The sequence below is a fragment of the Flagellimonas meridianipacifica genome (assembly GCF_003001695.1).
Lineage (GTDB): Bacteria > Bacteroidota > Bacteroidia > Flavobacteriales > Flavobacteriaceae > Flagellimonas > Flagellimonas meridianipacifica.
The window spans coordinates 1,256,752-1,281,536 of sequence record NZ_PVYX01000002.1; the positions used below are offsets into that span (position 1 = coordinate 1,256,752).

Here is a 24,785-nt window from a genome sequence, read left to right on the forward strand (position 1 = left end):
CTAAAAATAGGGAAAGCCAATCGACCTAATTTAAAGGTAACGTTAAGAGGAGTTATTCAATAATTTTCTCTAAAGTATACTTAATCAAAGCGTCCACTGTTTTGAAACCATTCGCAGAAAATTCACCTGTTATTCTGTTAGCTAAGATGGCATTCAGGGAGATGGCCCTATGGCCAAGCAGTTTCGCAAGTCCGTAAATACCTGCGGTTTCCATTTCCAAATTGGTTATAGAACGATTTTCAAAGGAGAATCCGGAAAGTTCGTTCGTAAAATCTCTTAGCCTGGCAGGAATACGCAAAGTTCTTCCCTGTGGACCATAAAATCCTGAATTAGTTACTGTAATGCCGGAACGTATGCGATTTGAAAGGATTCTTTCGGCAAGTGTGTTGTCACAATCTACCGCGTAGGGATGTATGTCAAACTCCGCCCATTTCAAATTAGAACTTAGTTCCCGTTCTAGACCTAAATTCCTAGCTGGCTCCGAATCATAAAAGTGCAAAAGGCCTTCGAGTCCAATAGCGGAAGTACTTAAAACGAATGAATCTACTGAAATATCCTTCCGGACGGCACCAGATGTACCAATGCGTATAAAATCTAACTGTGTTTTATCTTGTTTTACCTTTCGAGTCTTGAAATCAATATTCGCAAGGGCATCCAATTCGTTAAAAACGATGTCGATGTTGTCCGTTCCTATACCTGTAGAGATAACCGTGAGCCGTTTGTTTTTGTAAAAACCAGTATGTGTATGAAATTCACGACGTTCTTTCTTGACCTCTATAGAATCAAAATATTTAGAGACGGATTTTACACGGTCCGGGTCGCCTACTGTAATGATAGTGTTAGCAATTTCACTGGGAAGTAGGTTTAAATGATAGATACTCCCGTCTGGGTTGAGAATTAACTCAGATTCTCCAAGCGTCATTTTAGAGCTTTAGAATTCTGTCTGTTGAAGAATTATATAAGAAGTTATACTTTAAGGAACCACCTAAATATTGTTGATTATCACGTATTTGAGAATAATAGTTAACCTTGTTATTCAATACTTCCCTTCCTTTTTTTGATAATTTAATCGGATTAAAGGAACTGATTAAAGGACGGAGCGAAGTTATAATACGATTGTACTGCGTATCGCCAAAACCATAGTTTCCTTGATTGCTCAATAGTGTTCTAAGAAGGTCATCCTTAGATTCAAGGTTTTCATTTTCAATGGTGGTCAAAACTCTGTTTTCCAACAAATTAAGCCCGTTCTTTATGGTTGGATATCGCTTTAGGTGTGCTTTTAATGCGTCCGCCAGATACTTAAATTGAAATGAGTTATGGGTAATCACATTTTCAAGTCGCATGGGATTGTCGCTACAGTACAACTGCCAAACATAATCAGCAAACTCAATATCATCCTGGGTCAGATTGATACGATTCTGGTAAAGGGACAGAAGTTTCTCGTCACTGAGTTCATTAAGCCCGTACATTCTGTCACTTTCATCTTCCTTTCCACTGCATACCAGCGAAATTTCAGCGTGTCTTCTGTGGGTTTTTAGCCAGCTAATAACCGCCAACATATTGATTTGGCAGAACAAATCATATTCAAACCAAAGTACAATTTGGTCTTGTTGTTTGTGATTACAAAGCGAACGATATTCCTTAAGCGTTTTTTCAACAAACCAAGATTTCGAGACGCGGTAATTTTTGTTTAGGAATTCAAATCGGGTCTTCCAAAAGGATTCACTTCCAACATTGCATAAGGTTTTACCCTCGCAGAGCATTTCACGCCATGTGATGATGTCTCCTTTAAGGTCAAGTGTTTTTAATCTGGAGGTAAAAATGTCCCCGTTGGTGATGTGCAACAGTGAATTCATTTTCAGTTTTAGTTTTCGTCGGTTAGAAGTTTTAAAAGTAAGATTAAAACGAAAGACTCAAAAATTTTTTCATAAAACCTTGGTTTTCAATGACAAATTTTAACAAGTTAAACAAAATACTGCCCCTAAAATGAAAAATTGTCAATCAACCACCAACTCGTTTTACAGAAAATCCATTGGACTTCAAAAACTCCATTATCTTGTCCCTATAATCTCCTTGAATTATTATTTTATCATTTTTAAAACTTCCCCCAACACTTAATAGGGATTTGATATCCTTTGCTAATTTTTTGAAATCTGTATCCGCTCCGTTATACCCTTCAATAATGGTTACAGGTTTGCCCTTGCGCTTTTCATATTTACAGATTAAGGGGTCGTCCTGTAGCCAATAAGATGGTTTGACATCTGGTTTTTCAGGTTCTTCAGGTGTATGGTCAGGAAATAAATTACGAAGTTGGTCTTGAAGGTCCATTTGTGTTCAGACTTATTTTTTTACCAGTCCCAGTTCAATCAATCTTTCGTTCAAATACTCGCCTGCTGTGGTATCCTCAAAACCTTTCGGATGGTTTTCATCCACGCAATTTTTCAAACAATTCAGTGGCATTTCACTTACTGGGTGCATGAAGAATGGGATGGAATATCTTGATGTGCCCCATAGCTCCTTTGGTGGGTTAACCACCTGGTGAATAGTGGATTTAAGCTTATTGTTGGTCAATCTGGAAAGCATATCCCCAACATTTATCATCAATTGATCGGGCCGTGCAATCGCATCTACCCATTCTCCTTCGTGGTTTTGTACCTGAAGACCCTTTCCATGAGCACCCATTAACAATGTAATAAGGTTTATGTCTCCGTGGGCAGCTGCTCTAACTGCATTTTTAGGTTCTTCCGTGATAGGAGGATAGTGGATGGGCCGTAAAATTGAGTTTCCATTTTTTATCCACTGATCAAAATACGTTTCTTCTAAGTCCAGATGAAGGGCCAAAGCTCGCAGAACATATTTAGCAGTTTTTTCCAATTTTTGATACGTTTCCTTTCCTACTGCATTGAAATTTGGAAGTTCTTCCACTAGGACATTATCCGGATATTCCTGTTCCAACTTGGGATTGTCCTCCACGTACTGCCCAAAATGCCAAAATTCTTTTAAGTCCCCTTCTTTTTTTCCTTTTGCATGTTCTTTTCCAAAAGAAGTGTAGCCCCGTTGGCCACCAATACCCTCTATTTCATATTTATCTTTTACTTCTTGGGGTTGATGGAAAAAATCTTTGATTTCCCCATAGAGCTTATCCACAAGTTCATCTTCTAAAAAATGTCCGCTTAAGGCAACAAAACCTATATTTTCAAAGGCAGCTCCTATCTCTTTGATGAATTTTTCCTTTCTGGCAGGATCTCCGGATACAAAATCTTGAAGGTTAACACTGGGAATAGCACTCATAACGATACAATTTTGGTAACATCAAAAATACGGAATTACAACAAAGGTTAAACAGAATTCATGGCAACATAACGCATTTTAGTACTTTTAATCCTTGTAAAAATTCCTCTATGCAATACCACATTGACCATCTGGATAAGCAAACCTTGATTGACCTATATCTTGGGATGTTAAAACCCAGAATGATAGAAGAAAAAATGCTAATTCTTCTTAGACAAGGAAAAATATCCAAGTGGTTTAGCGGTATTGGTCAAGAAGCTATTTCTGTAGGGGTGACCATGGCTTTAAAAAAGGAAGAATACATCCTCCCTATGCATAGAAATTTAGGTGTTTTTACCACTAGGGAAATCCCATTGTATCGACTTTTTGCACAATGGCAAGGAAAACAAAGTGGATTTACACAAGGAAGGGACCGTAGTTTTCACTTTGGCACCCAAGAATACAGAATTGTGGGAATGATATCGCACTTAGGACCTCAGTTGGGTGTTGCGGATGGAATTGCTTTAGCCGATATGATTCGGCGCAAAAAACGGGTTACTGCGGTTTTTACAGGCGAAGGTGCTACAAGTGAAGGAGATTTTCATGAGGCCTTGAATGTGGCTTCCGTCTGGAACCTACCGGTACTGTTTTGCATAGAAAACAATGGGTATGGGCTTTCCACACCTACGAACGAACAGTATAATTGTGAGCATCTTGCCGATAGGGCCAAGGGCTATGGCATTGAGTCTAGAATAATTGATGGGAATAATATTATAGAGGTGTTTACCAAAGTGGATGAGCTATGTAAATCCTTAAGGAAAAGACCAAGACCGGTATTGTTGGAATTTAAAACCTTTCGTATGCGCGGTCACGAAGAAGCAAGCGGCACGAAGTATGTTCCAGAAAAATTGATGAAAAAGTGGGCAAAGAAAGACCCTATTTCCAATTTTGAAGCGTATCTGAAAGAACAAGAACTTATAACAGAAAAGGAGATTGAGGAATTTAGGGTAACCATCTCTAAGGAGATAGAAACCAATTTAAACAAGGCTTTTGAGGAACAATCAGTGATTGCAAATACAAAGAAGGAAACAAAAGATATTTACAAGGCTTTTGAATATGAAGATTCCAAACCGAAAGGGGAGACCAAGAATATTCGTTTTGTAGATGCAGTATCCGAAGGTTTGGAGCAATCTATGGATAAGTATAATGAGCTCATAATCATGGGACAGGATATTGCTGAATATGGAGGAGTTTTCAAAATTACGGAAGGCTTCACCATTAAATTTGGGAGAAGCCGTGTTCGAAATACTCCCATTTGTGAGTCAGCTATCGTTTCAGCGGCTATGGGACTCTCCATTAACGGAATGAAAGCGATTGTAGAGATGCAGTTTGCTGATTTTGTAAGTTCTGGATTTAATCCCATCGTCAACTATTTGGCCAAAGTACATTATCGGTGGAATGAAAAGGCAGATGTGGTGATACGTATGCCTTGTGGCGGAGGCGTAGGGGCCGGTCCATTTCATTCACAGACAAACGAGGCATGGTTTACCAAAGTTCCTGGTCTCAAAGTGGTGTACCCCGCATTTCCTTCGGATGCCAAAGGGTTGTTAGCAACAGCAATAAATGACCCTAACCCAGTACTCTTTTTTGAACACAAGGGCTTGTATCGCAGTGTCTACCAAGATGTACCTACAGAGTATTACACTTTACCTTTTGGTCAAGCTTCAGTGCTCCAAGAAGGTGAAGCATTGACCGTGGTCTCGTATGGTGCAGGAATCCATTGGGCACTGGAGATTTTAAAAAAGCATCCACATATTGAAGCAGATGTGTTAGATTTGCGTACACTTCAACCTTTGGATTTTGAATCCATATTCACCTCAGTAAAGAAAACGGGAAAACTGATGATTTTGCAAGAAGATACCCTTTTCGGGGGTGTGGCCAGCGATATTTCGGCAACAGTAATGGAGAATTGTTTCGAATTCTTGGATGCGCCAATAAAAAGGGTGGGCAGTTTGGATACACCGGTTCCTTTTGCAAAGAATTTGGAAGATAATTTTTTACCTAAGCAGCGTTTCGAAACCGTTTTGTTGGAACTCTATGACTACTAAAAAAGAATGCTTAACAAATATTTAACAATACAAACGACGATTTTGTGTGTCCTAAACGTATATCAACTATAAAACTTCTAATCTTATGGCAAAAAAGGCTCTTATGATTGCAACAACGTTCGGTTTGTTGCTGATGTCGTGTTCAGTTTCAAAAAGTGCTCGTACTCAACGCAACTTGTTCAGCGGCAGCTGGACTCTGGATGACATCTCCTACGAAAACAATACAGGGAATTTTAAATCAGTAATCTTCAATGATGCTGAAGATATCTGCTTTGAGGGAAGCGATTGGTTCTTCAGGGATAACAATAGCACAGGTAGGTATACCATTTCCCAAAGTTCACTTTGTCAAGGGGGAGATCGTTTTTTCAGATGGTCCGTGGTTGAACCTGCTCAGAACTACAGTAGTCAATTGCAGTTCAAGTTCATTGATGAAAAAAGAAAAGATATTTCAGGCGGGTTTGGTTATCGCTTGAACATTAGTAACCTTACTGAGCAATCCATGACCCTAAGATCAAATGTTTCGGTTGAAGGACAGCCTGTAACCATTGTTTATCAATTTTCCAAAAAACAGTAATTCATGAAAAAAATAATAAAGAAAAGCACAGTATATATTCTCACTATCAGCTTGCTATTGAGCTGTAACGCTATTCAAAATGCTAATAATACCCAAAAAGGAGCTGTAATTGGTGCATCAGGGGGTGCCGTAATTGGTGGGGTGATAGGTAATAATGTTGGTAAGGGGAACACTGCTCTAGGAGCTATAATAGGCGCTGTGGTTGGTGGAGCTGCCGGTGGTTATATTGGTAATCGCATGGACCGACAAGCTGAACGAATCGAAGAAGAAATTCCAGGCGCCGAAGTAAAGCGGGTAGGTGAAGGGATCAACGTGACCTTTAATGAGGATGCAGGGGTGTATTTTGATACCAATAAATCTACCGTTAAAGGTACTTCTGCAGCTACTTTGGATAAATTGGCTGGTATTTTCAAAGAATATCCAAAATCCTTCATTTTGGTTGAAGGCCATACGGATAGTGCCGGTCCTGAAGATTACAATATGAATCTATCTAGACAACGGGCAGAGTCTGTGACCAACTATTTGGTAAGTAAAGGAATTTCTGCTGGCAGGTTTACCACAAAATGGTACGGAGAGGCTCAGCCCAAGGCAACCAACGAAACTTCTGAAGGGAAAGCTAAAAACCGTAGAGTGGAGCTAGCCATTGTTGCCAGTGACGAACTTAAACAAGAGGCTTATCAAAACACCAATTAGGCTAATAGCTTTAAAAAGTTTTCTTGAATCCCGGCCAATTGGTCGGGATTTTTGTTTGAATAATGTATCTTCAATATGTGAATACGAATGAGGTGGTAATTATTGGAGGGGGATTGGCAGGGTTGACCGCGGCAATTGACTTAGCCCAACGAAGAAAACAAGTACTGGTAATTGAAAAAAACACCTATCCGCACCATAAGGTTTGCGGAGAATATGTTTCCAATGAAGTGCGTCCTTATCTTAAAAAGTTAGGTCTTGATATTGGAAAACTGACTTCCGTGGACATATCCACTTTACAACTTGGCACATATACAGGGAAAACAGCTCAAGTTGCTCTTCCATTGGGTGGTTTTGGTGTAAGCCGATATACTTTGGATGATAAACTCTATCAACTGGCCCAACAGAACGGGGTAGAATTTCTATTCGAATCTGTACAAGACATAGCTTTTACTCAAAACAGGTTTATCCTTAGTCTTTCTAAAAGAGAGATTATGGCCAATGTGGTTATCGGTGCTTTTGGCAAAAGATCGAATATGGACAAGAGACTTAATCGCCCTTTCATAGCTAAAAAATCAGCTTGGTTGGCCGTTAAATGTCATTATAGCGATTTTGATTTTCCAGACCATCTAGTGTCTTTGCAGACCTTTCCCGGGGGCTATGGAGGACTATCAAAAACGGAAAATGGAACCATTAACTTTTGCTATTTGGCAAAGTATGCTGACTTCAAGAAGTGGGGGACTATAGAAGAATTTCAAAGAAAAGTGTTAGCCAAGAATCCAATTCTCGACCATTTTTTTGAAACGGCCACCCCAGTTTTTGAAAAACCATTGAGTATAGCACAAGTTTCTTTCGATAAAAAGCAGGTAGTAGAAAATCATGTACTAATGTGCGGAGATACAGCGGGTTTGATTCATCCGCTTTGCGGTAATGGAATGGCTATGGCGATACACAGCGCAAAAATGGCTGCCAAGTATGTCAGTTTGTATTTAGAAATGGAAGAATTTACGAGAGATGCTATGGAAAAAGCATACAGAAAAGTATGGACAAGCGAATTTAAAAAAAGATTGAGATTGGGAAGAATGTTACAAAGTTTGATGCTTCATACCAATTGGTTTGATTTTGTGCTGGCAACGGTTGCGAGCTCTGAGAAAATGCTAAAAGGCGTTATTTCTGGAACACACGGGAAACCTATTTTGCAATGATGGATTTTTCAGTTCGCAGCAGGGTCGATGAACTAATGGATGACCCAAATATGGAGTTGCCAACTTTGCGAGAAGCCTATGAAGACATCAATAGATGTAACAGTTTATTGGGTGGTGATACAATTACGATAGAGGGAGTGTGGCAACTCATTAAAAAAGACCAAGAAAAATCGTATACGATTTTGGACATGGGATGTGGTGATGGGACAATGCTCCGTAAGCTTTCGGATTTTCTTAGTAAAAAAGGGGTTTCGCACAGTATGATGGGTATTGACTTGCGAGATGATGTGTTGCTTATTGCTCAGGAAAACAGTATTGGGTATCCTCGGATTGAATTCAAAAAAATGGACATTCTGAAGGCGGATACCTCCTTTACTTGCGATATAATAATCAACACTCTTACCATGCATCACTTTGAGGAGGAACGTATAGATGCCTTTTTGAAGCAATTTGTACGATTGGCCAAAGTGGGTGTCGTCATTAACGATCTACAACGCAGTAAGTTGTCATATTACCTGTTCAAGCTTTTCAGCTTTTTCTTCATTCGAACACAGGTGGCCAAAGTGGACGGGCTTATATCAATTAGTAAGGCGTTTCAGAAAGAGGACCTTTTAAAACTGGCAAAAAAAATACCGAATGTTATCCATATAATTCAATGGAAATGGGCATTTCGATATATATGGATAATGCAAATCAATCAACTCAGTAACGCATGAGCAAGGTAAAGGTGGTACAGGTGGCAAAACAGCTGCCCAAATATAGCAGAACAACCAAGGAAATTCTTCCTTTTGTAGAGCTATGGCTTTCTCAGCAAGAAGAGCGTTTTAGGAGGAAGGTAGTAAAGATTTTTGAAGGTTCTGGGGTGGAAAAGCGGTATGGAATCATGAATATTGAAGAAGTATTTACTGCAACTTCTTTTCAAGAAAAAAACGATATCTACATACGCGAAGCAAAACAGCTTGGCGAAGATGTTTTAAAAAAAGCATTAAATGACGCGAATTGGCAAGCTGACTCTTTGGATTATATCATAACCGTAAGTTGTACCGGAATCATGATTCCCTCGTTGGATGCGTATTTGGCGAACGCCTTGGGTTTCAAACAGGATATAGTGCGTCTGCCAGTGACGGAAATGGGATGTGCAGCAGGAGTCTCTGGGCTTATTTATGCAAAACATTTTTTAAAGTCGAATCCAGGTAAAAGAGCTGCGGTTGTTGCTGTTGAAAGTCCGACAGCCACATTTCAGCTAAACGACTTTTCAATGGCCAATATGGTAAGTGCAGCCATTTTTGGTGATGGAGCTGCTTGCGCTTTGCTATCATCGGAGGAATTGGCACTGGGACCTGAAATAATAGGAGAGGAGATGTATCATTTTAAGGAAGCTACACATTTGATGGGTTTTGATTTGACAAATACTGGGCTCAAAATGATTCTGGACCCTGAAGTTCCTGAAATGATTTCAACACATTTTCCGAATATCGTACATCCGTTTCTTAAAAAACATGGGACCGGTATTGAAGAAGTGGATTACTTGATTTTTCATCCAGGTGGTAGAAAAATTGTGGAAACTGTAGAATCCCTATTTGGGGATTTAGGTAAGAATATTGATGAAACAAGAGAGGTACTGCGAAATTTTGGTAATATGAGCAGCGTAACCGTATTATATGTGCTGGAGAAATTCCTAAATCGACCTTATAAAAAAGGAAAACAGGGATTGGTTCTTAGTTTTGGCCCTGGGTTCTCCGCTCAACGCGTGTTGTTGCGCTGGTAATAAATGTGATTAAGTTGAAGAATTCATCCAAATGGACACTAATAGTAGGGGGTAGCAGCGGCTTGGGATTGGCCACAGCCCATAAATTGGCAAGGGAAGGGTATGACTTGTTCATCTTGCACCGTGATAGGAAGGCTGACCTTCAAGACATTGAAAATGAGTTTAACGGAATACGGTCTTATGGTGTAGCGTTGCATTCTTTTAATGTTGATGCCACAAATCCATTAAAAATCCAAGAGGTTGTGGGCAGCATGTCGGAACTTCTTCAAGGCGAAAAACTTAGTGTTTTGATACATAGTGTTGCCAAAGGCAATCTAAAGTCCCTTAGCAACCAGGACGGAGCTTCGCTGAACACTTCGGATTTTCAACACACCATTCATGCTATGGGAATCAATCTTTACGATTGGACCAAAGCCATATTGAGCGCAAACTTGTTTGCGGAAGACTCCAGAGTCATAGCATTTACCAGTGAAGGAAGTTCAAAAGCGTGGGAAGGTTATGCGGCAGTTTCAGCTGCTAAGGCCACGTTGGAATCCATAGTTCGTAGCATGGCTTTAGAGTTTGCCGCCTTTGGGATAAAGGTAAATTGTATTCAGGCTGGTATAACGGATACAAAGTCTTTTCGGATGATTCCGAACAGCACTGAGTTAAAGGAGCAAGCTATCAAGAGAAACCCCTTTAATAGACTAACCACAGTTGAAGATGTCGCAAATGCCGTCTACCTTTTGACCTTGGAAGAGGCCAAATGGATTAATGGGACCATAGTAAAAGTGGACGGTGGAGAAAGCTTAAGATGATAATATCCAAAGAATGAATAAAATCGAAATTCTCAAAAAACTCCCATATGCCGAACCATTTTTGTTTGTAGATGAGTTACTGGATATTCATTCTGAAGGTGCCGTTGGGAAGTTTACATTTAAAAGGGATATGAACTTCTATCGAGGACATTTTAAAGAGGTTCCGATAACTCCAGGCGTCATTTTGACCGAATGTTGCGCACAGATAGGACTTGTGTGTCTTGGAATCTTTCTTTTAGGTAAGGATATAGATGAAACCCCACTTCAAATAGGAATGTCAAGTTCAGACATGGAGTTTTACATCCCTATTTATCCTGGAGAAACGGTTCGAGTAGAATCAGAAAAAGTATATTTCCGTTTCGGAAAGCTTAAATGCAGGGTGAAACTTTTTAATCAAGCTGGGGAACTGGCATGCAAAGGGGTTTTGGCTGGAATGCTTAAATCTGAAAGAAATGGAAAATAGGGTGGTGATAACAGGTTTGGGTGTATGCGCACCTAACGGAATTGGACTTGAGGAATTTGGAAAAGCTTTGGCAAAGGGCAAAAGTGGCATTCGTTTTCACCAAGAATTGAAAGAACTAAATTTTTCGTGTCAAATAGCTGGAAGACCAGATATTGAATCAGTTGACTTGAATAATTACTTTACCAATCTGCAACTTAGAGGTCTAGAGGCATCGGGATTGATTTATGGAGTTATTTCTGGAAAAGATGCTTGGGAAGATGCAGGTCTTCATGTGGCCGGTGATAATGAACCCGATTGGGAAAACGGAGTCATTTTTGGTACAGGTATGTTGGGAGTGGACCGTTTTAGAAATGCTATTTATGCTGTTGATTCCGGAAATGTAAGACGTTCGGGAAGTACCACGGTAATCCAGACAATGGCAAGTGGCATCAGTGCTTTCTTGGGAGGTATGCTGGGTTGTGGAAACCAAGTTACTACAAATTCTTCTGCTTGCTCCACAGGCACAGAAGCTCTCTTGATGGGATACGAGCACATTAAATCCGGCAAAGCAAAACGTATGCTCGTGGGTAGTTGCAGTGATAGTGGACCCTACATTTGGGGTGGTTTTGATGCTATGAGAATTCTGCCCCGAAACTATAACGACAATCCCGAGTCGGCTAGTAGGCCAATGAGTGCCTCTGCGACAGGTTTTGTGCCAGGTAGTGGTGCCGGGGCCTTGGTTCTTGAATCATTGGAAAGTGCTTTGGAAAGAAACGCTAGCATTTATGCGGAAGTTTTAGGAGGTGAAGTAAACAGTGGTGGACAAAGGGGAGGAGGCAGCATGACAGCTCCCAATAGCATAGCTGTTCAGCATTGTATTAGCAAAGCTATTCAGAATGCGGATGTTTCTGCGAATGACATAGACGTTATTAATGGTCATTTGACGGCAACGACCAAAGACCCAGTTGAGATTACAAACTGGACCAAGGCTTTAAAACGTGACGGGAAGAACTTTCCTTATATTAACTCATTTAAAGGTATGTTTGGACATTGCTTGGCAGCTGCAGGAAGCATAGAATGTGTCGGAACAATACTTCAACTTAAACATCAGCAGGTTTTTGGAAATGTAAACTGTGATGATATTCATCCCGAGATAGCAAAAGTCATTGATGAATCCAGAATACCTCGGAAGACTTTTCAGCATAAATCAAAAATAATTGCCAAAGCTAGTTTTGGTTTTGGTGATGTGAATGCCTGTGTTATTTTTAGGCAGTATTCGAAAAATTAAAAAATGTCAGAGAAAGAAAAAAGATATCAAGAGCTTAAAAGCATTGTAGCAAACTATTTACCAGATGATGTATCAGCGGAGAGTATTTCACTACAAAGCCATTTTATCAATGAGTTGAACATAAATTCAGCAAATTTGGTTGACATAGTGTTGGACGTAGAAGATGCTTTTGACATTATGTTGGAAAACGAGGATATGGACCAAATGGAAACCGTACAGGATGCACTGCGAATTGTAGACTCCAAAATTGAATCAAGAACTTAAGTACAAGAGGCGGTAGGATGAAAGAGTTTATAGAGTATGTATTACATAAAGTTAATGTGGATAAGCGGTTATTGTTGATATACTGCTTGGTGTATTTTTTATGGGGTCTTGGTATGAATTGGTTTGGAGCTCAAATGGAAATAGCAAAATTCACCTATTGGTGGCAGGTAATCACTTGCTATATTTTATATATGGTGCCAATTTCCTTGGTTCTGAGAGGTTTGCCCTTCCATACGCAATACGCCTATGGTTTGATTGCCATGGGTTTGTTGGAGTTTGGCGGCTATGCCTTTCAGACCTCCTATGCTTACCCTAACAATATTTTGGACCAATTCTTCAATGTCCGAAATTTTAGCTTGGGTATGGCCTTGTTTTTTGCTCTATATTTTCCGCTAGGGAATTGGGGTGTGGGAAGAATTTACGCTGCAATTTTCGGAAAAGCGCATCCTTGATTAGGAATCCGTTTCGAAAACCATTTTCACCTTCACGAGATTATCCTCTCGCTTTTTCTTTATTTTAATTCCGTAATCTATGGAATACAGGGATGTAGTGCCCACCAGCTGCTGACCATTTTTTTTAAAAGTTATAGTTACTTCCTTTTCAATGCCTTTGATATTCAGGGTTCCGGTGACTAGAAGCGTATCATTTTTCTTTTGTATTTCCGTACTCTCAAAGGTGATTTTGGGATAATCATCTACGTTAAAGTACTTCCCGCTTCGCAAGGACCAATTACGCAAACCGTTATTGGTGTCCAGGGTTTTGGATTCTACGGCTCCTTTGAAATAGGAATTCTCTAGATTCTGCCAATCGATTTTGGATTGGGACTCAAAGCCTTCAATAGTGCCCTTAACTTCTTTTGAAACGAATTCAAATGTGATTTTCGCAGAAGAAATCTTACCAGCGCTTTGCTCATGTAATGGTGCTTTTAAAGACACAAATGCGACAAGCAATAAAGTAATCAGCATTTTCATAGTGTAATTTTTCGCTAAAAGTACATATTCGTCATGAAAGCAAAAAGTGATATTGTTTAGCTCACGTTTGCTTTTGTTTAACATTTTTAACGACCAAAAATGTCTTTTTCAAGAGGTTAAGGCTTGATTATTTTTTCGCAACGCTAGTGTTAATCATCACTTCTTTTTGTCAAAAATTAAAATATAAACCATTGAAATTCATATAAATGAATTATAAACGCCTAAATTTTGGTGTAGTGTTAAAAATCAGAAAATGAAGTTAATTTTGAGTAAAAATGTAGGATTATTTGTATCTTAATGTGGTGATTGCAAAGTACCAATAAGTAAACAAAACCATGAATAGTTCAACAAGTAGTAATGTAATCCCTAGCCAAGAATTGCTTGTTCGTTTGGAAAGAAATAACATGGCAATGCTTAGATTATCCCGAAAACTGAGTTCTTACACCTGCGAGCCCAATAATAAATCTTGTTTCGAAAAATTATATGAGTTGCGTCAGGACTTCAAGAGTTTTGCAAGAAGGCAAAGCCAAATAATGGGACTTTTAAGAGGGGAAAAACCAACAGGGAAAAGCCTAGATTCAGAGGTGCAGAGGCATTTGATGAGTTTTAAAAAATTGGAAAGTGATATGGCAGCCTATCTATTGGACACTAACAAATACTATTGATTTGGGGGTGTAGTTCTTAGTATTGGTCTTATTGACTGATTTATTTTCCAAATTATTCTGAAATCCACAGTATTATTGTACTTCAAAATAATGCTGTCATATGGGTAGGTCCAGGAACACGACTCTCATTATTCTTGCCTTTTTTGCTATCTATGTTATATGGGGGTCTACATACTTGCTCAACAAAGTCGCTGTTCTTGAGTTACCTCCTTTTATGCTTGCTTCATTACGTTTTACAACCGCTGGTATTCTTATTTTCCTTTTGGCCAAACTAATGGGCATTGATTTAAGGATTAGTCGTAAGCAGCTCCAGAATACCATTTTGGCAGGATTTCTTTTTTTAAGCTTTGGAAATGGTGTGGTGGTATGGGCCCTTCGTTATGTGGATACGGGTTTTGCCGCACTAGAGATTTCAGCCCAACCTCTTATCATATTACTTATGATGTGGATATTGGAAGGTAAAAAAATCAAGCCTATGTCCATGATTGGAGTAATTTTCGGCATAATCGGTATTTATCTATTGGTCAGTCAGAAGCAAATAATCACAAAGGAGAATTCTATTTTAGGCATGGTCATGATTTTCGCTTGCATGTTGAGTTGGGCTTATGGGAGCATTTTTGTGGCCAAAGCGGATTTGCCCAAAAACTATTTTGTCAATACTGGATACCAAATGTTTACAGGAGGAATAATCCTCGCTCTTATGAGCTTCGGTTTTCGGGAAGAATGGACTAGTCCGTTAAGTTGGAGTTTCAATGTTAAGCTGGTCATGGTACTATTGGTCATTTTTGGGAGTATACTTGCCTTTACTTCGTTCAATTACCTCTTAAAAGTGGTCTCACCAGAAAAAGTAGCAACATCTACCTATGTAAACCCAGTAGTTGCCATGCTCTTGGGTTGGTATTTTTTAAAGGAAGAAGTTACGACCCAATCCATAGTTGCGGCAATTGTCTTGCTTACTGGGGTATATTTCATTAACACAAAGAAAACCCTAGCAATTTTCGAGCGGTTTAAAAAATGAGTTTTACGGACGGCATAAGTGTTTGTGTTAAGGCCATGTACAATTCAACACAAAAAAAAGCCAGTTCACTACATTTCATTTTTGATTGACTTTGGTTTAGAGCACTTTTGTCCCATCAATCAAAAACATCATCATATTCCCAATCATCAATCAAAAAACGAACAATCATGAATCAACTAACAAAATTTCTTGCCGTATTATTTGCTAAACTGATTTTACTCCTTCTTCTGCTTGGCTCCAATTCGTTGCAAGCCCAACGAAAGAGCACATCGGTAAGAGTAAATGATAATGGAAAAACTTCCATTTCCGTCAGCAATCCCTTTGGAAAGAACTTCACTGTTGAATATAAGGGTGAAATCAAGCTCTCCGAAGACGACAAGGATATCGAGTATATTTCTCCTGGAGGATATATGGAAATCAAACGGTCGGCTTTTGGAAGCAGAAGACGCATCTTCATAGAACCAGATAACTCTGGAAAACTCATTAAGAAATACTATGTAGGGAGCTCTCAAAATAGTTTTGAAGGTGAAGGGGAGAAGTGGTTGGCAGAAATTCTCTTGGACGTAGTGCGAACAACGACTCTTGGGTCTAAGGAAAGAGTAGATAGAATCTATAAAAAAAGAGGGGCTTACGGAGTTCTTAAGGAGGTAGATTATATAGATAGCGACTATGTCAAGTCTCGCTACATAAAGCTATTATTAAAGAAAAACCTCAAAAACCCTGATATCGTAGCAGTGCTCAAAGCCATTGAGAACGAAGTGGATTCAGATTATCATAGCGCGGATATCCTTAAAAACAATTCAGAACAGCTTTTGTCTTCGGAAGCAAGTATTTCTGCCTATATAAATGCAACATCCGAAATAGACTCAGACCATCACAAGGCCGAGGTGCTCAAGAAATCAATCAAGGAACGGGATTTGACCGCAAATCAAATGAAATCCATGTTGGTCATAGCAAAGGATATAGATTCAGATCACCACAAATCAAGTGTATTGCTTACCGCTCTAAGAAGCAATTCGCTGAATTCGGACAATATCAAACTTTTGGCATCTACCTCAAAAACCATAGATTCAGACCATCATAGGGCCGGTGTATTGAAAACAGCAATAGACAATACAGATTTAGCCTCTAGCGAACAACATACCTTTTTAAATGCTTTGGAAGGAATGAGCTCCGATTATCATATTGACGATGTGTTGTCCGAGGTAGTGGATAAAGGCACATTGGAGCCTTCGACCATTTCACACGTTTTCAGGTGTGTTGGATATATGGATTCGGATAGTCACCAAGCCAACGTATTGAAAAAGTTGGTACAAAGACAAAAATTATCCAGCGAAAATATTGAAGACTTGGTTGCAGCTTTAGGGAGAATTAATTCCGATAGCCACAGTGCGGACGTACTGAAATATGCATCCAAATTGGACCTTGAAGGCCAACAGTTGATAGAGCTTTTCGAGGCGATTGAAAGAATTAACTCTGACCACCACAAAACGAATTCTTTGATTCGGTTTGCGGACAAAGCAAAGCAAGGAGGAACAAGTGTTTTAGAAGCCTATACTTCCACATGCCGTTCTATAAATTCGAACTCTCATTATCGAAGGGCCATAGACGCCATACAATAACACTTCTATTTCCAAAATGCTCACCTTGGCATAACCCAATTATGAGTATTTTGGTTGTATGAGGCAACTCTATTCTTTTTTTGACCGACCAAGCATGCGAAAACATTTGCTCATAGTAATCTTAGGCTTTGCTATTGGCGTTCTCTTTTATGCCTTTCACACCTTTAGGGAACGTCCTGGCATTTTGGAGATTTTTCTCAATGGATGCCTAGGGATTGGGGTTAGCTATGCATTTCATGGTGCCAATCAGTTCCTGAACAAAGTCATTGATTGGAAAAGACAGACAGGACTCAGGTTACTTTTAGGAATAGTGATTCACTCGATTTTGGGAGTGGGACTAGTTTATCTAGGTCTTAAGGGTTATGAGCAGATGTATCCTGCGTATAGTTTCTTTTCCATCGAAGAGGAAATGGTTTTTGTTAAAATGGTAGTGTTGTTATTCTGTGTAATTCTGGTTTACAACATCATTTATTTTGCCTTCTATTCCTACCAGCAATATGTAAAAGGTCAGCTTTTGGAGTCAAAAATGAAGCGTAGGCAGACCGAGTTGCAGTTAAAAGCACTTAAATCCCAATTAAGTCCGCATTTTTTGTTCAACTGCCTGAATGCGCTATCCACTTTGGTGACCAAAGACATTAAATCGGCTGAAAAATTCATCCGCTCCTTGGCGAAATCCTATGACTACACCCTTAGAACATATCAAAACACTTTGGTGGGGGTTTCTGAGGAATTGGAATTTGTTGAATCCTACTTTTTTTTGATACAGACCCGGTTTCAGGAAAAAATAGTTCTTGAAGTTAACCTTCCAAAACCAATATTGCATACGAAAATACCACCATTGACCCTTCAAATGCTTGTTGAAAATGCAGTCAAACATAATGTAGCGGATACTGAAAACGAATTGCAAATCCAGATTACAAGTAATCAGGGCTTTTTAGAGGTAACCAACAACATCACCAAAAAGAGAAAGGGATTTAAATCAACCCAAATCGGTCTAAAGAATATACAATCTAGATACCAACTATTAGTCAATAAGCCCATTGCAGTGAATGATACCGCCGAAGAATTTAAAGTAAAAGTACCTATACTGTCATGAAGAAGCTATTTGTGCACCATCCGCTTTTTCGTTTATTGAGTCCCTTGTTCAGTGGAGCATTGGTATATCTGCTCATTCTGCTTATAAACAATACCATAGAAGATTTAAACACCAATTTCTTCACTCAAGAACTTTATGTCTGTATTGGACTTGCTTATATAATACAGGAGGCTGCAAGGATAATCATTGTGCTTTTCAATAGGTTGAGACAACCGAATTCTTTTTGGGTAAAATCCATATTGCATCTGGGTACGACCTTGCTTATAACTGTTGGCCTGGTAACCCTGACAATGTACCTCTACTTTACACAAGTACTTTCCTATACCCCAAATTATCTGGAGCTCTTAATTTTCAATAGTATATTTTGTGCCATTGCCGTTTTTTATGTGCTTTTATACATCAGCAATCAATTTCTTCATAGGGTAAATACAGAAAAACTTGAAAAAGAAGAGTTGGCTAGAGTTAGAATGGAAGAGGATTTCATTGCCTTTAAAAGAGACATCAACCCCGCCTTGTTAATGGAAAGTCTTGAGGCCATTTTGGTTTTGATGAAAAAAGATGCAGATGAAGCCGAATCTTTGACGGAGGATTTTGCATCAGTTTATAGATACATTTTATCCAGCAAAAAGAAAGAAATAGTCAATATCAAAGAAGAGTTAGTTGTGCTGAAGACTTTTATCGAAGTACTAAATAGATTGCCTTTTAGGGAAATCAAATTGAGTATTCATGATTTAGAAGACACATGGGTGGTTCCGGGGAGCTTACTATATATCTGTGAAGGAATTGTAAGGTCCAGCATATCTTCGGATTTGGAAAGCATTTCCGTAGAATTGAAAGAGGAGGGTAATAATATTGTACTTAAATATTCACATGAAGAAAAACTAAATAAAACATTTAATATCAGTGATTTAAAAATGATAGTTCGCAGTTATTCTCATTTTACCTCCGATTCTCTAGAAATGTATCAGGATGATGCTGTAAAAACCATTAAATTACCTAAAATCCAACTCGGATGAAAGTAGCCATACTGGAAGACGAACCACTCGCAGCGGAGAAACTCGAACGTTATCTTCAGAAATATAGGGGCACTATTGAAGTATTGAATACGATACCTTCACTGGAAATTGCAATACCATGGATTGAAAGGAATATGGACGAGGTAGATTTATTTTTTATGGATGTGCAGCTGTCCGATGGGCTTAGTTTTGAAATCTTCAATACAATTCCATTAAACAAACCGGTAATATTTACCACTGCCTTTGACGAATTTGCCATTGATGCCTTTAAGGTAAATAGCATTGATTATCTCCTAAAGCCCATAAAGTTTATGGATTTGACCAAGGCATTGCAAAAATTGGATACAGTTAAATCCCAATACTCGAATGCTTCAAGAGTGCAATCAGTTCAAGAGTTTGTTGGAAAGAAAGCATTCAAGGATAGGTTTTTGGTGAAAATGGGAAATCACTTGAATTCCATTTCGACCGAAACCATTTACATTTTTTATGCGGAAGGGAGAGATGCTTACCTTATTAATCATCAGGGAAAAAGATACATGCTGGATTATACCCTAGAAACTTTGGAAGAAATGGTAAACCCAAAATTGTTCTTTAGGGTAAACCGTAGTTTCTTGATAAACATAAATGCCATTGAAGATGTTTTGGTTTATTCCAACAGGCGATTAAAGCTCATGCTTAAATCAAAATTAGATCCTGAGATTATCGTAAGTCGTGAGAAGGTGAGCAATTTTAAAAAATGGTTCGAAGGACTTACTTAGGATTGTCCTGTTTTTGCTTCAACTCTTTTAATGCACGGTTTAGACTTCTTGTTGTAACTCCAATGTAGTTGGCAATGTCTTTTTTTGGAAGTACTTCGGTAAGCTCTGGAAACAGTTTCTGCAAACGAAGTATATTGTCTTCAATGGGGTAGGAATGTTGATATGAATGTCTTGGAGCTTTATATCGTATTTTATCGGCAAGCGCTTTCATAACAAGGCCATTAAAAGTTGGGTCTTCTTTTAACAAAGCTCTGTATGTACTATGTGGGAAAGAATAAACTTTTAACTCACTTACTGAAGTTACCGAGCAAATTGTCAGTTTATTGCTAAAGATTTCCAATTCGCCAAATTCCATACCCTGACCCAAAAACTCCTGAATGAATTCCTTACCATTTTCATCTGTGATGTAACACTTGGCAATCCCTTCTCTTATAAGATAGACGGAACTGTATCTTCTATCCTGCTTCAAAATCATTGTCTTGGGTGCAAAAACCTGCTCATCGATTTCATAGCTACCCTTTTTTCGGAGCTTGTCAATGTAAATGATGAAGTCATGATTGGTTCGAATCATTTTTTTGGCCTTGGGACAAATGTCCTTTTAATTATTCTGTGGAACCGATTCCTTTACTGTTCAAAATAACAGAATCTGAATGTCAATGCCCAGTGAATTGGTAAAAAAACCAGACAGAACCAAAATGTATACATCCCGTTTCATACGGGTTTGTTTGGCTTCAATGTTTTTTTCTGCAAGCTTTAATATGTTGATACCAGAGTTACCGGCATTTCTAACAGAGCTTGGAGGGGCTCAGTATATTGGATTGATTATTTCATTATTTACTCTGACCGCCGGTATATCCCGTCCTTTCAGTGGTAAACTTACCGATACCATTGGAAGAAGACCTGTAATGATTTTTGGTGCGATGGTCTGTGTAGTATGCGGTGCGTTGTACAGTTTCACGGTAAGTGTTTTTTCTTTTTTACTTCTCAGATTGTTCCATGGTTTTTCTACGGGATTTACCCCAACGGCAACTTCTACCTATGTGTCTGACATTGTACCTGATGCGAGGCTAGGGGAGGCAATGGGCATACAGGGTATTGCCTTTAGTACTGGTTTGGCTCTGGGCCCCGCGCTGGGCAGTTTAATTAAACTGTATTTTTCCTATCAGGTTTTGTTTTTTAGCTCTTCGCTTTTGGCCTTTATTGCCATTTTACTAATGATTGGTTTGAAGGAGACCCTTACTGAGAAAAGTGATTTTGGTTTTAGAAGTCTAAAAATCACAAAGAACGAAATACTCGCGAAGGAAGCAATTCCGGCCGGTATTATCACCTTGCTGGCCTACGTGTCCTTTGGAGTTGTTTTAACATTGATTCCAGATTGGAGCGGATATTTAGGTTTGAATAACAAAGGGTCCTTTTTTATTGTGTTTACCATGTCTTCACTTTTGGTAAGAATGGTGGCGGGAACATTCTCAGATAGATACGGTAGAGTGCCTGTAATGTTCACTGGAGTCATACTATTGGCCATATCAACATTTCTAATAGGGTACTTAACCTCGAAGCTAGGGTTTTTATTTGCGGCTGGCCTGTATGGTTTGGCTATGGGTATTGTTTCGCCCGCCATTAATGCATGGACCATAGATTTGAGCAAGCCATCGAGAAAGGGAAGAGCCATCGCTACTATGTATATTGCTCTTGAAGTTGGTATAGGTTTGGGAGCTTTTATTTCAGGTGGATATTATCAGGGTATTACATTCCGAATTCCATGGGTAATGTATTGCTGTTCCTTAGTATCTATTTTAGCTTTGACTTATCTAATATATTGGACCTATTTTCAAAAGAAAGATTCTTAAAGGCTCTTAGGTAAAAGTTAAAAAGGTTTCGTTTTTGGACCTTCTTTCTTATTTTATGAAGAAACAGAATTGGATATGAAATTTGTCTTTAAAGTAATAGTATTTTTTATAATGGTTTTGGCTGTCGGATGTGCATCTACGTCTGCACCAGAAATCACCTCTGAACAGATAAAAGAACTGGATGCGATTGTTAACAGCAAATCATTTGAATTTAAGGCAAGATGGGCAAGGCCACTTGTAACCTCAAGCTTGAACAGTGTTGCCAATGCAGGGTTGCTTCCACAGGGAAGTACCATAAACAATATTGATTTAGTTGGGAACAATAATTACTTAAGAATGAATGGAGACAGCGTAGTAGCCTATTTTCCCTACTTTGGAGAAAGACAACTCGGAGGTACTGCATATCTAGGAAGTAATAATGCTATTGAATTTGAAGGGGTTCCAGGGAACATGAAAATAAATAAAAATGAGAAGGGATACATGGTCGCCTTTGATATCAAACATAAAACAGAAACCTTTCAGGTCAACGCACAATTGTTTCCAAACAAAAAGAGTAACATTAACATCAACAGCACCCACCGTTTTCCAATTAGCTATATAGGGAACTTTGAAAAAACCGAAGAACAGCTCCACTAAAAACTATATTAATAGTATGGCCTACCATACAGAACCTTTTAAACTTCGAATATTCCCTATGGAATAACCCATAACCGCGTTTTCTACGATTTAAAACGCAGAACAAATAAACTATTTAGGGTTATTTGTAAGACAACGCTCCTGATGGACAAGCATCTATTTGGCTTTTTAAAGCTTCCACCGAAGCATTTTCGGGTGTTATCCATGGGCGTTCCCTAGGTTTATAGACTTCCGGAAGTCTTTTAACGCATTCACCTGCATGAATGCATTTTTCTGCTTTCCAAACAATAGTGAAATCTCCTTTTGTGTATTCTTTTGCTTCTGCCATTTTTCTTTGCTTTTTATTATTTTAATACATCTTGAATATCTTCCAACTTTTTGAACATAGCATTTGCAAAAGGACATAGTGGAAGTATCTTCAAGTCTTTTTCACGAGCCATTTCCACAACCTTATAAAGGATTTGCTTCCCAACACCTTTGCCTTGAAAAGCCTCTTCGACTTCCGTATGGTCCACAATGATAAAATTACTCGCTGGGATGGAATAAGACATTAGACCTGCCTTTTGGCCATTTTCTCGTGCAATGGCAAATCCTTTGCTTTCTCTTTCCTTTATTTCAATTTCCATAGTAGTTTAAGTTTTGATTTCACATCAAATTGGAATTTTGCTTTGAAGTGTCTTGTTTTAAGATTTAGAAAGCCCTTTTAAAGGTCTCAATTGGTTTCCTTTACAATTTACTAAAATCAACAGGATTTATAAGTGAATCTTGAAGATGTGAAATGTGAATAATTTTTAATGGTATTTTTTTGATAAGAGGCGGCAATTCTAATAAATAATTATAATTTAAGGGTATCAAAGAAATCTATGGCCAAATCACAGCAAACATACAGTAAGAACGAAAAAGAAAAGCAGAAACAAAAAAAGCGCGAAGAAAAGCAAAAAAAGCGCGAAGCTAGAAAAGCCCAAAGTAAAGAAAGTGGGGGGGGCATTCCCTTTGCCTATGTTGACCAATATGGTAATTTAACAGACACACCACCGGAACCCACAGAGAAGGAAGAGATAGATGCCTCTACTATAGAATTGGGAATACCCAAAAAAGAAGAAAGCGAAGAAGATCAAGACCCGACTAGGAAGGGGAGGGTCGCTTTTTTTGATACTTCAAAGGGCTTTGGCTTTATCATGGACTCCGATACAGACGAAAAACACTTTGTACATGTATCAGGGTTAATTGACCAAATCAATGAAAATGATAAGGTCACTTTTCTTCTTGAGAAGGGACTAAAGGGCATGAATGCAGTTCAAGTAAAACTTCAAGAATAGCTTTCGTTGTAATTAAAAAACAGAGTTTTAAGAATATCTATTGCTAATTATGGTTTTATTTCCATAAAGTCAACACCTTGGTTTCCGTCCAAATCCATAAGGGTGCTTTGATATACTTCCCCAGCACCAAGAAAACGGTAACGGACACCAGCAATTCTGCCCATACTTTCCGAATAATTCCCAGTAAAAAGTGTGTCTTTTCCTGAGATTACATGGAGTTGCTTTCGTTCTACTCTTAGTTGTATTTCTCGTTTATCGGTTAAATCCAAACCCATACCGGACAGATCATGTTTTTTTCCATCTACAAATGAATCATTCATCATTACCCAAAGTTCAGAAGCGCAGCCTGGAAGGCCAAGAGAAACAACCATGGCTCCTTTGGTTCCCAAGACTATGATAGAGGTTTTCTGGCAGACCGCCCAAAGACCGTCATATGTATTTTTGAGTACGGAGTTGAGCTTAAAATTATCCCCTGAAATGGAATCGAACTCAGTTACCATATGAAAAGTAGATGTTAGCGGTTTTTCATTTTTGGTTATTTCATCAATGGTTTGTTCCGGGAATGAGAGTTTTCCCTCATGAATAGTTTGGGATTCAAAGTATTTTGGTATCGGAGCGTGGTCTAAGGTCCCCAGCCAACCCTCGGTTTTAATAAATAAATCATGCTGCTTTATAACTTCTCCTTCCACTAAGAGTTTGGCCCTGAAATATCCAGGAAAAAAATATTGTCCTGTGGCTTGTTTTTGTCCTTTTGCAAGCGAGATGGTCTTTTTTGGGTCCCAATATTGCTGAATATGGATGCTATCAGATTCAATATTCCTTAAGTCAACATCAAAGACAACCGAGTTGGGTAAACCCTTTGCAATGGGTTTGCTCTTGAAAACAACTTTTGAGGTATCTATTGGTTCTTCTTTGGAAGGTGCTCCCTTTAGGGAGAAAAAGGAAATAAACACTATGGTCATCAGAGAGGCGCTTAACATGATTACCCCTAAATTGGATTGAACCTTTTTAAGTATCCCAGACGTCTTTTTTTGTGGAACGGTTCCTTTAAAATCCCGCCAGTTTTCAAACCCTGCAAATTGGGCCAAGGTGTTAAGGGTGGTAATGCTAGGTGCACTTTTGTAGTCTATTCTTCCCCATACTCGCTTTAAAGTAACAGGACTTAAAAGCACCTTGGTCTCTTGCTGAATTTGCTCGCTTAGCTCAATGAACATATCGTTGTGCCATAAACGGGAAGCACCCCAATCCAATTTCGCTTCAATGCGTTCTACACAGTACTGTATGTAATGTTGGTCTTGACTCATGACTTAACTCCTAACACAAAGATTATAAAAAAACCATAGCATGAATGTGAATGAATCAACTTGAACGAACTTGTTTCGCCCTTTTTTTGAGTTAGGGCGTACTTCGTACCATCAAAATCAAAAA

The 24,785-nt window shown here is 38.8% G+C and carries 29 protein-coding genes; 20 read left to right on the forward strand and 9 right to left on the reverse strand.

Going from position 1 to position 24,785, the window contains the following annotated elements; all coding sequences use genetic code 11:
- Nucleotides 1–52: 52 nt before the first annotated feature.
- The 4 genes from CLV81_RS15765 to CLV81_RS15780 all read right to left on the reverse strand — a co-directional run bounded on the left by CLV81_RS15765 (nucleotide 53) and on the right by CLV81_RS15780 (nucleotide 3,291).
- The gene (locus CLV81_RS15765) at nucleotides 53–922 is read right to left on the reverse strand and encodes a nucleoside phosphorylase (RefSeq protein ID WP_106146210.1); all 870 of its coding nucleotides are present in this window, start codon (nucleotides 920–922) and stop codon (nucleotides 53–55) included.
- Nucleotide 923: 1 nt separating this feature from the next.
- On the reverse strand, nucleotides 924–1,856 hold the full coding sequence (locus tag CLV81_RS15770) for a DUF1835 domain-containing protein (protein WP_106146212.1): 933 nt from the start codon (nucleotides 1,854–1,856) through the stop codon (nucleotides 924–926).
- Between the two features lie 145 nt (nucleotides 1,857–2,001).
- Nucleotides 2,002–2,328, reverse strand: coding sequence for a translation initiation factor (locus tag CLV81_RS15775; RefSeq protein ID WP_106146214.1), 327 nt, complete (start codon nucleotides 2,326–2,328; stop codon nucleotides 2,002–2,004).
- Nucleotides 2,329–2,340: 12 nt separating this feature from the next.
- Nucleotides 2,341–3,291, reverse strand: coding sequence for an isopenicillin N synthase family dioxygenase (locus CLV81_RS15780; protein WP_106146216.1), 951 nt, complete (start codon nucleotides 3,289–3,291; stop codon nucleotides 2,341–2,343).
- 110 nt (nucleotides 3,292–3,401) lie between these two features.
- On the opposite strand from CLV81_RS15780, the gene CLV81_RS15785 reads away from it, so the two are divergent.
- From CLV81_RS15785 to CLV81_RS15835, 11 genes are all read left to right on the forward strand, one after another.
- On the forward strand, nucleotides 3,402–5,378 hold the full coding sequence (locus tag CLV81_RS15785; protein WP_106146218.1) for an alpha-ketoacid dehydrogenase subunit alpha/beta: 1,977 nt from the start codon (nucleotides 3,402–3,404) through the stop codon (nucleotides 5,376–5,378).
- Between the two features lie 103 nt (nucleotides 5,379–5,481).
- Nucleotides 5,482–5,952 carry a lipocalin family protein gene (locus CLV81_RS15790; protein ID WP_245912061.1) on the forward strand — a complete coding sequence of 157 codons (471 nt, stop codon included), beginning with the start codon at nucleotides 5,482–5,484 and terminating at the stop codon, nucleotides 5,950–5,952.
- A 3-nt stretch (nucleotides 5,953–5,955) separates the two neighbouring features.
- The gene (locus CLV81_RS15795) at nucleotides 5,956–6,645 is read left to right on the forward strand and encodes a YiaD family glycine zipper/OmpA-like lipoprotein (protein ID WP_106146222.1); all 690 of its coding nucleotides are present in this window, start codon (nucleotides 5,956–5,958) and stop codon (nucleotides 6,643–6,645) included.
- A gap of 62 nt (nucleotides 6,646–6,707) precedes the next feature.
- Complete coding sequence (locus tag CLV81_RS15800; protein WP_245912062.1) at nucleotides 6,708–7,847, forward strand: NAD(P)/FAD-dependent oxidoreductase; 1,140 nt, start codon at nucleotides 6,708–6,710, stop codon at nucleotides 7,845–7,847.
- Entirely contained in the window at nucleotides 7,844–8,563 is a 720-nt protein-coding gene (locus CLV81_RS15805; RefSeq protein ID WP_106146224.1) for a methyltransferase domain-containing protein, read from the forward strand. Before CLV81_RS15800 ends, CLV81_RS15805 begins: the two co-directional genes overlap by 4 nt.
- Nucleotides 8,560–9,615, forward strand: coding sequence for a type III polyketide synthase (locus tag CLV81_RS15810; RefSeq protein ID WP_106146226.1), 1,056 nt, complete (start codon nucleotides 8,560–8,562; stop codon nucleotides 9,613–9,615). The genes CLV81_RS15805 and CLV81_RS15810 overlap by 4 nt, the downstream gene beginning before the upstream one ends.
- A gap of 5 nt (nucleotides 9,616–9,620) precedes the next feature.
- Complete coding sequence (locus tag CLV81_RS15815; RefSeq protein ID WP_313790290.1) at nucleotides 9,621–10,412, forward strand: SDR family oxidoreductase; 792 nt, start codon at nucleotides 9,621–9,623, stop codon at nucleotides 10,410–10,412.
- Between the two features lie 13 nt (nucleotides 10,413–10,425).
- The gene (locus CLV81_RS15820) at nucleotides 10,426–10,875 is read left to right on the forward strand and encodes a 3-hydroxyacyl-ACP dehydratase FabZ family protein (RefSeq protein WP_106146230.1); all 450 of its coding nucleotides are present in this window, start codon (nucleotides 10,426–10,428) and stop codon (nucleotides 10,873–10,875) included.
- Nucleotides 10,865–12,142 (forward strand): beta-ketoacyl-[acyl-carrier-protein] synthase family protein, encoded by a 1,278-nt coding sequence (locus CLV81_RS15825; protein ID WP_106146232.1) that lies wholly within the window; start codon nucleotides 10,865–10,867, stop codon nucleotides 12,140–12,142. The genes CLV81_RS15820 and CLV81_RS15825 overlap by 11 nt, the downstream gene beginning before the upstream one ends.
- A gap of 3 nt (nucleotides 12,143–12,145) precedes the next feature.
- Nucleotides 12,146–12,406, forward strand: a complete 261-nt coding sequence (locus tag CLV81_RS15830) for an acyl carrier protein (RefSeq protein WP_106146233.1) — start codon at nucleotides 12,146–12,148, stop codon at nucleotides 12,404–12,406.
- A gap of 17 nt (nucleotides 12,407–12,423) precedes the next feature.
- Entirely contained in the window at nucleotides 12,424–12,858 is a 435-nt protein-coding gene (locus CLV81_RS15835; RefSeq protein ID WP_106146235.1) for a hypothetical protein, read from the forward strand.
- Here the strand turns inward: CLV81_RS15835 and CLV81_RS15840 are convergent, their stop codons facing one another.
- Entirely contained in the window at nucleotides 12,859–13,377 is a 519-nt protein-coding gene (locus CLV81_RS15840; protein ID WP_158259135.1) for a YceI family protein, read from the reverse strand.
- A 335-nt stretch (nucleotides 13,378–13,712) separates the two neighbouring features.
- On the opposite strand from CLV81_RS15840, the gene CLV81_RS15845 reads away from it, so the two are divergent.
- The 6 genes from CLV81_RS15845 to CLV81_RS15870 all read left to right on the forward strand — a co-directional run bounded on the left by CLV81_RS15845 (nucleotide 13,713) and on the right by CLV81_RS15870 (nucleotide 19,552).
- Nucleotides 13,713–14,042 carry a hypothetical protein gene (locus CLV81_RS15845; RefSeq protein WP_106146239.1) on the forward strand — a complete coding sequence of 110 codons (330 nt, stop codon included), beginning with the start codon at nucleotides 13,713–13,715 and terminating at the stop codon, nucleotides 14,040–14,042.
- 100 nt (nucleotides 14,043–14,142) lie between these two features.
- Nucleotides 14,143–15,060: an EamA family transporter gene (locus tag CLV81_RS15850; RefSeq protein ID WP_106146241.1), complete on the forward strand. Its 918-nt coding sequence runs from the start codon at nucleotides 14,143–14,145 to the stop codon at nucleotides 15,058–15,060.
- A 167-nt stretch (nucleotides 15,061–15,227) separates the two neighbouring features.
- Nucleotides 15,228–16,682 (forward strand): hypothetical protein, encoded by a 1,455-nt coding sequence (locus CLV81_RS15855; RefSeq protein WP_146129914.1) that lies wholly within the window; start codon nucleotides 15,228–15,230, stop codon nucleotides 16,680–16,682.
- Between the two features lie 94 nt (nucleotides 16,683–16,776).
- Complete coding sequence (locus CLV81_RS15860) at nucleotides 16,777–17,778, forward strand: sensor histidine kinase (RefSeq protein WP_158259136.1); 1,002 nt, start codon at nucleotides 16,777–16,779, stop codon at nucleotides 17,776–17,778.
- On the forward strand, nucleotides 17,775–18,794 hold the full coding sequence (locus tag CLV81_RS15865) for a histidine kinase (protein WP_106146247.1): 1,020 nt from the start codon (nucleotides 17,775–17,777) through the stop codon (nucleotides 18,792–18,794). Before CLV81_RS15860 ends, CLV81_RS15865 begins: the two co-directional genes overlap by 4 nt.
- On the forward strand, nucleotides 18,791–19,552 hold the full coding sequence (locus tag CLV81_RS15870; RefSeq protein ID WP_106146248.1) for a LytR/AlgR family response regulator transcription factor: 762 nt from the start codon (nucleotides 18,791–18,793) through the stop codon (nucleotides 19,550–19,552). Before CLV81_RS15865 ends, CLV81_RS15870 begins: the two co-directional genes overlap by 4 nt.
- Here the strand turns inward: CLV81_RS15870 and CLV81_RS15875 are convergent.
- Nucleotides 19,545–20,123, reverse strand: a complete 579-nt coding sequence (locus tag CLV81_RS15875; protein WP_106146250.1) for a Crp/Fnr family transcriptional regulator — start codon at nucleotides 20,121–20,123, stop codon at nucleotides 19,545–19,547. The two genes, CLV81_RS15870 and CLV81_RS15875, sit on opposite strands and share 8 nt — an antisense overlap.
- Nucleotides 20,124–20,247: 124 nt before the next feature.
- On the opposite strand from CLV81_RS15875, the gene CLV81_RS15880 reads away from it, so the two are divergent.
- Together CLV81_RS15880 and CLV81_RS15885 are read left to right on the forward strand one after the other, a co-directional pair.
- Nucleotides 20,248–21,402: an MFS transporter gene (locus CLV81_RS15880; protein WP_106147646.1), complete on the forward strand. Its 1,155-nt coding sequence runs from the start codon at nucleotides 20,248–20,250 to the stop codon at nucleotides 21,400–21,402.
- Nucleotides 21,403–21,477: 75 nt separating this feature from the next.
- On the forward strand, nucleotides 21,478–22,038 hold the full coding sequence (locus CLV81_RS15885) for a DUF4251 domain-containing protein (protein ID WP_106146252.1): 561 nt from the start codon (nucleotides 21,478–21,480) through the stop codon (nucleotides 22,036–22,038).
- 121 nt (nucleotides 22,039–22,159) lie between these two features.
- Here CLV81_RS15885 and CLV81_RS15890 read toward each other — a convergent pair whose 3' ends face one another.
- Nucleotides 22,160–22,366 (reverse strand): (4Fe-4S)-binding protein, encoded by a 207-nt coding sequence (locus CLV81_RS15890; protein WP_106146253.1) that lies wholly within the window; start codon nucleotides 22,364–22,366, stop codon nucleotides 22,160–22,162.
- Between the two features lie 16 nt (nucleotides 22,367–22,382).
- On the reverse strand, nucleotides 22,383–22,664 hold the full coding sequence (locus CLV81_RS15895) for a GNAT family N-acetyltransferase (protein ID WP_106146255.1): 282 nt from the start codon (nucleotides 22,662–22,664) through the stop codon (nucleotides 22,383–22,385).
- A gap of 237 nt (nucleotides 22,665–22,901) precedes the next feature.
- Here CLV81_RS15895 and CLV81_RS15900 point away from each other — a divergent pair, with 237 nt between their 5' ends.
- On the forward strand, nucleotides 22,902–23,357 hold the full coding sequence (locus tag CLV81_RS15900) for a cold-shock protein (RefSeq protein ID WP_106146256.1): 456 nt from the start codon (nucleotides 22,902–22,904) through the stop codon (nucleotides 23,355–23,357).
- 47 nt (nucleotides 23,358–23,404) lie between these two features.
- Here CLV81_RS15900 and CLV81_RS15905 read toward each other — a convergent pair whose 3' ends face one another.
- On the reverse strand, nucleotides 23,405–24,661 hold the full coding sequence (locus CLV81_RS15905; protein ID WP_106146258.1) for a hypothetical protein: 1,257 nt from the start codon (nucleotides 24,659–24,661) through the stop codon (nucleotides 23,405–23,407).
- Nucleotides 24,662–24,785: the final 124 nt, after the last annotated feature.

Coding starts and splice junctions, on each gene's coding strand:
- CLV81_RS15895 (WP_106146255.1), bottom strand. CDS start 22,664: ATGGAAATTGAAATAAAGGAAAGAGAAAGCAAAGGATTTGCCATTGCA.
- CLV81_RS15840 (WP_158259135.1), bottom strand. CDS start 13,377: ATGAAAATGCTGATTACTTTATTGCTTGTCGCATTTGTGTCTTTAAAA.
- CLV81_RS15830 (WP_106146233.1), top strand. CDS start 12,146: ATGTCAGAGAAAGAAAAAAGATATCAAGAGCTTAAAAGCATTGTAGCA.
- CLV81_RS15770 (WP_106146212.1), bottom strand. CDS start 1,856: ATGAATTCACTGTTGCACATCACCAACGGGGACATTTTTACCTCCAGA.
- CLV81_RS15765 (WP_106146210.1), bottom strand. CDS start 922: ATGACGCTTGGAGAATCTGAGTTAATTCTCAACCCAGACGGGAGTATC.
- CLV81_RS15835 (WP_106146235.1), top strand. CDS start 12,424: ATGAAAGAGTTTATAGAGTATGTATTACATAAAGTTAATGTGGATAAG.
- CLV81_RS15795 (WP_106146222.1), top strand. CDS start 5,956: ATGAAAAAAATAATAAAGAAAAGCACAGTATATATTCTCACTATCAGC.
- CLV81_RS15805 (WP_106146224.1), top strand. CDS start 7,844: ATGATGGATTTTTCAGTTCGCAGCAGGGTCGATGAACTAATGGATGAC.
- CLV81_RS15890 (WP_106146253.1), bottom strand. CDS start 22,366: ATGGCAGAAGCAAAAGAATACACAAAAGGAGATTTCACTATTGTTTGG.
- CLV81_RS15800 (WP_245912062.1), top strand. CDS start 6,708: ATGTATCTTCAATATGTGAATACGAATGAGGTGGTAATTATTGGAGGG.
- CLV81_RS15845 (WP_106146239.1), top strand. CDS start 13,713: ATGAATAGTTCAACAAGTAGTAATGTAATCCCTAGCCAAGAATTGCTT.
- CLV81_RS15810 (WP_106146226.1), top strand. CDS start 8,560: ATGAGCAAGGTAAAGGTGGTACAGGTGGCAAAACAGCTGCCCAAATAT.
- CLV81_RS15775 (WP_106146214.1), bottom strand. CDS start 2,328: ATGGACCTTCAAGACCAACTTCGTAATTTATTTCCTGACCATACACCT.
- CLV81_RS15885 (WP_106146252.1), top strand. CDS start 21,478: ATGAAATTTGTCTTTAAAGTAATAGTATTTTTTATAATGGTTTTGGCT.
- CLV81_RS15860 (WP_158259136.1), top strand. CDS start 16,777: ATGCGAAAACATTTGCTCATAGTAATCTTAGGCTTTGCTATTGGCGTT.
- CLV81_RS15790 (WP_245912061.1), top strand. CDS start 5,482: ATGATTGCAACAACGTTCGGTTTGTTGCTGATGTCGTGTTCAGTTTCA.
- CLV81_RS15870 (WP_106146248.1), top strand. CDS start 18,791: ATGAAAGTAGCCATACTGGAAGACGAACCACTCGCAGCGGAGAAACTC.
- CLV81_RS15865 (WP_106146247.1), top strand. CDS start 17,775: ATGAAGAAGCTATTTGTGCACCATCCGCTTTTTCGTTTATTGAGTCCC.
- CLV81_RS15880 (WP_106147646.1), top strand. CDS start 20,248: ATGTATACATCCCGTTTCATACGGGTTTGTTTGGCTTCAATGTTTTTT.
- CLV81_RS15855 (WP_146129914.1), top strand. CDS start 15,228: ATGAATCAACTAACAAAATTTCTTGCCGTATTATTTGCTAAACTGATT.
- CLV81_RS15825 (WP_106146232.1), top strand. CDS start 10,865: ATGGAAAATAGGGTGGTGATAACAGGTTTGGGTGTATGCGCACCTAAC.
- CLV81_RS15875 (WP_106146250.1), bottom strand. CDS start 20,123: ATGATTCGAACCAATCATGACTTCATCATTTACATTGACAAGCTCCGA.
- CLV81_RS15850 (WP_106146241.1), top strand. CDS start 14,143: ATGGGTAGGTCCAGGAACACGACTCTCATTATTCTTGCCTTTTTTGCT.
- CLV81_RS15780 (WP_106146216.1), bottom strand. CDS start 3,291: ATGAGTGCTATTCCCAGTGTTAACCTTCAAGATTTTGTATCCGGAGAT.
- CLV81_RS15905 (WP_106146258.1), bottom strand. CDS start 24,661: ATGAGTCAAGACCAACATTACATACAGTACTGTGTAGAACGCATTGAA.
- CLV81_RS15900 (WP_106146256.1), top strand. CDS start 22,902: ATGGCCAAATCACAGCAAACATACAGTAAGAACGAAAAAGAAAAGCAG.
- CLV81_RS15820 (WP_106146230.1), top strand. CDS start 10,426: ATGAATAAAATCGAAATTCTCAAAAAACTCCCATATGCCGAACCATTT.
- CLV81_RS15785 (WP_106146218.1), top strand. CDS start 3,402: ATGCAATACCACATTGACCATCTGGATAAGCAAACCTTGATTGACCTA.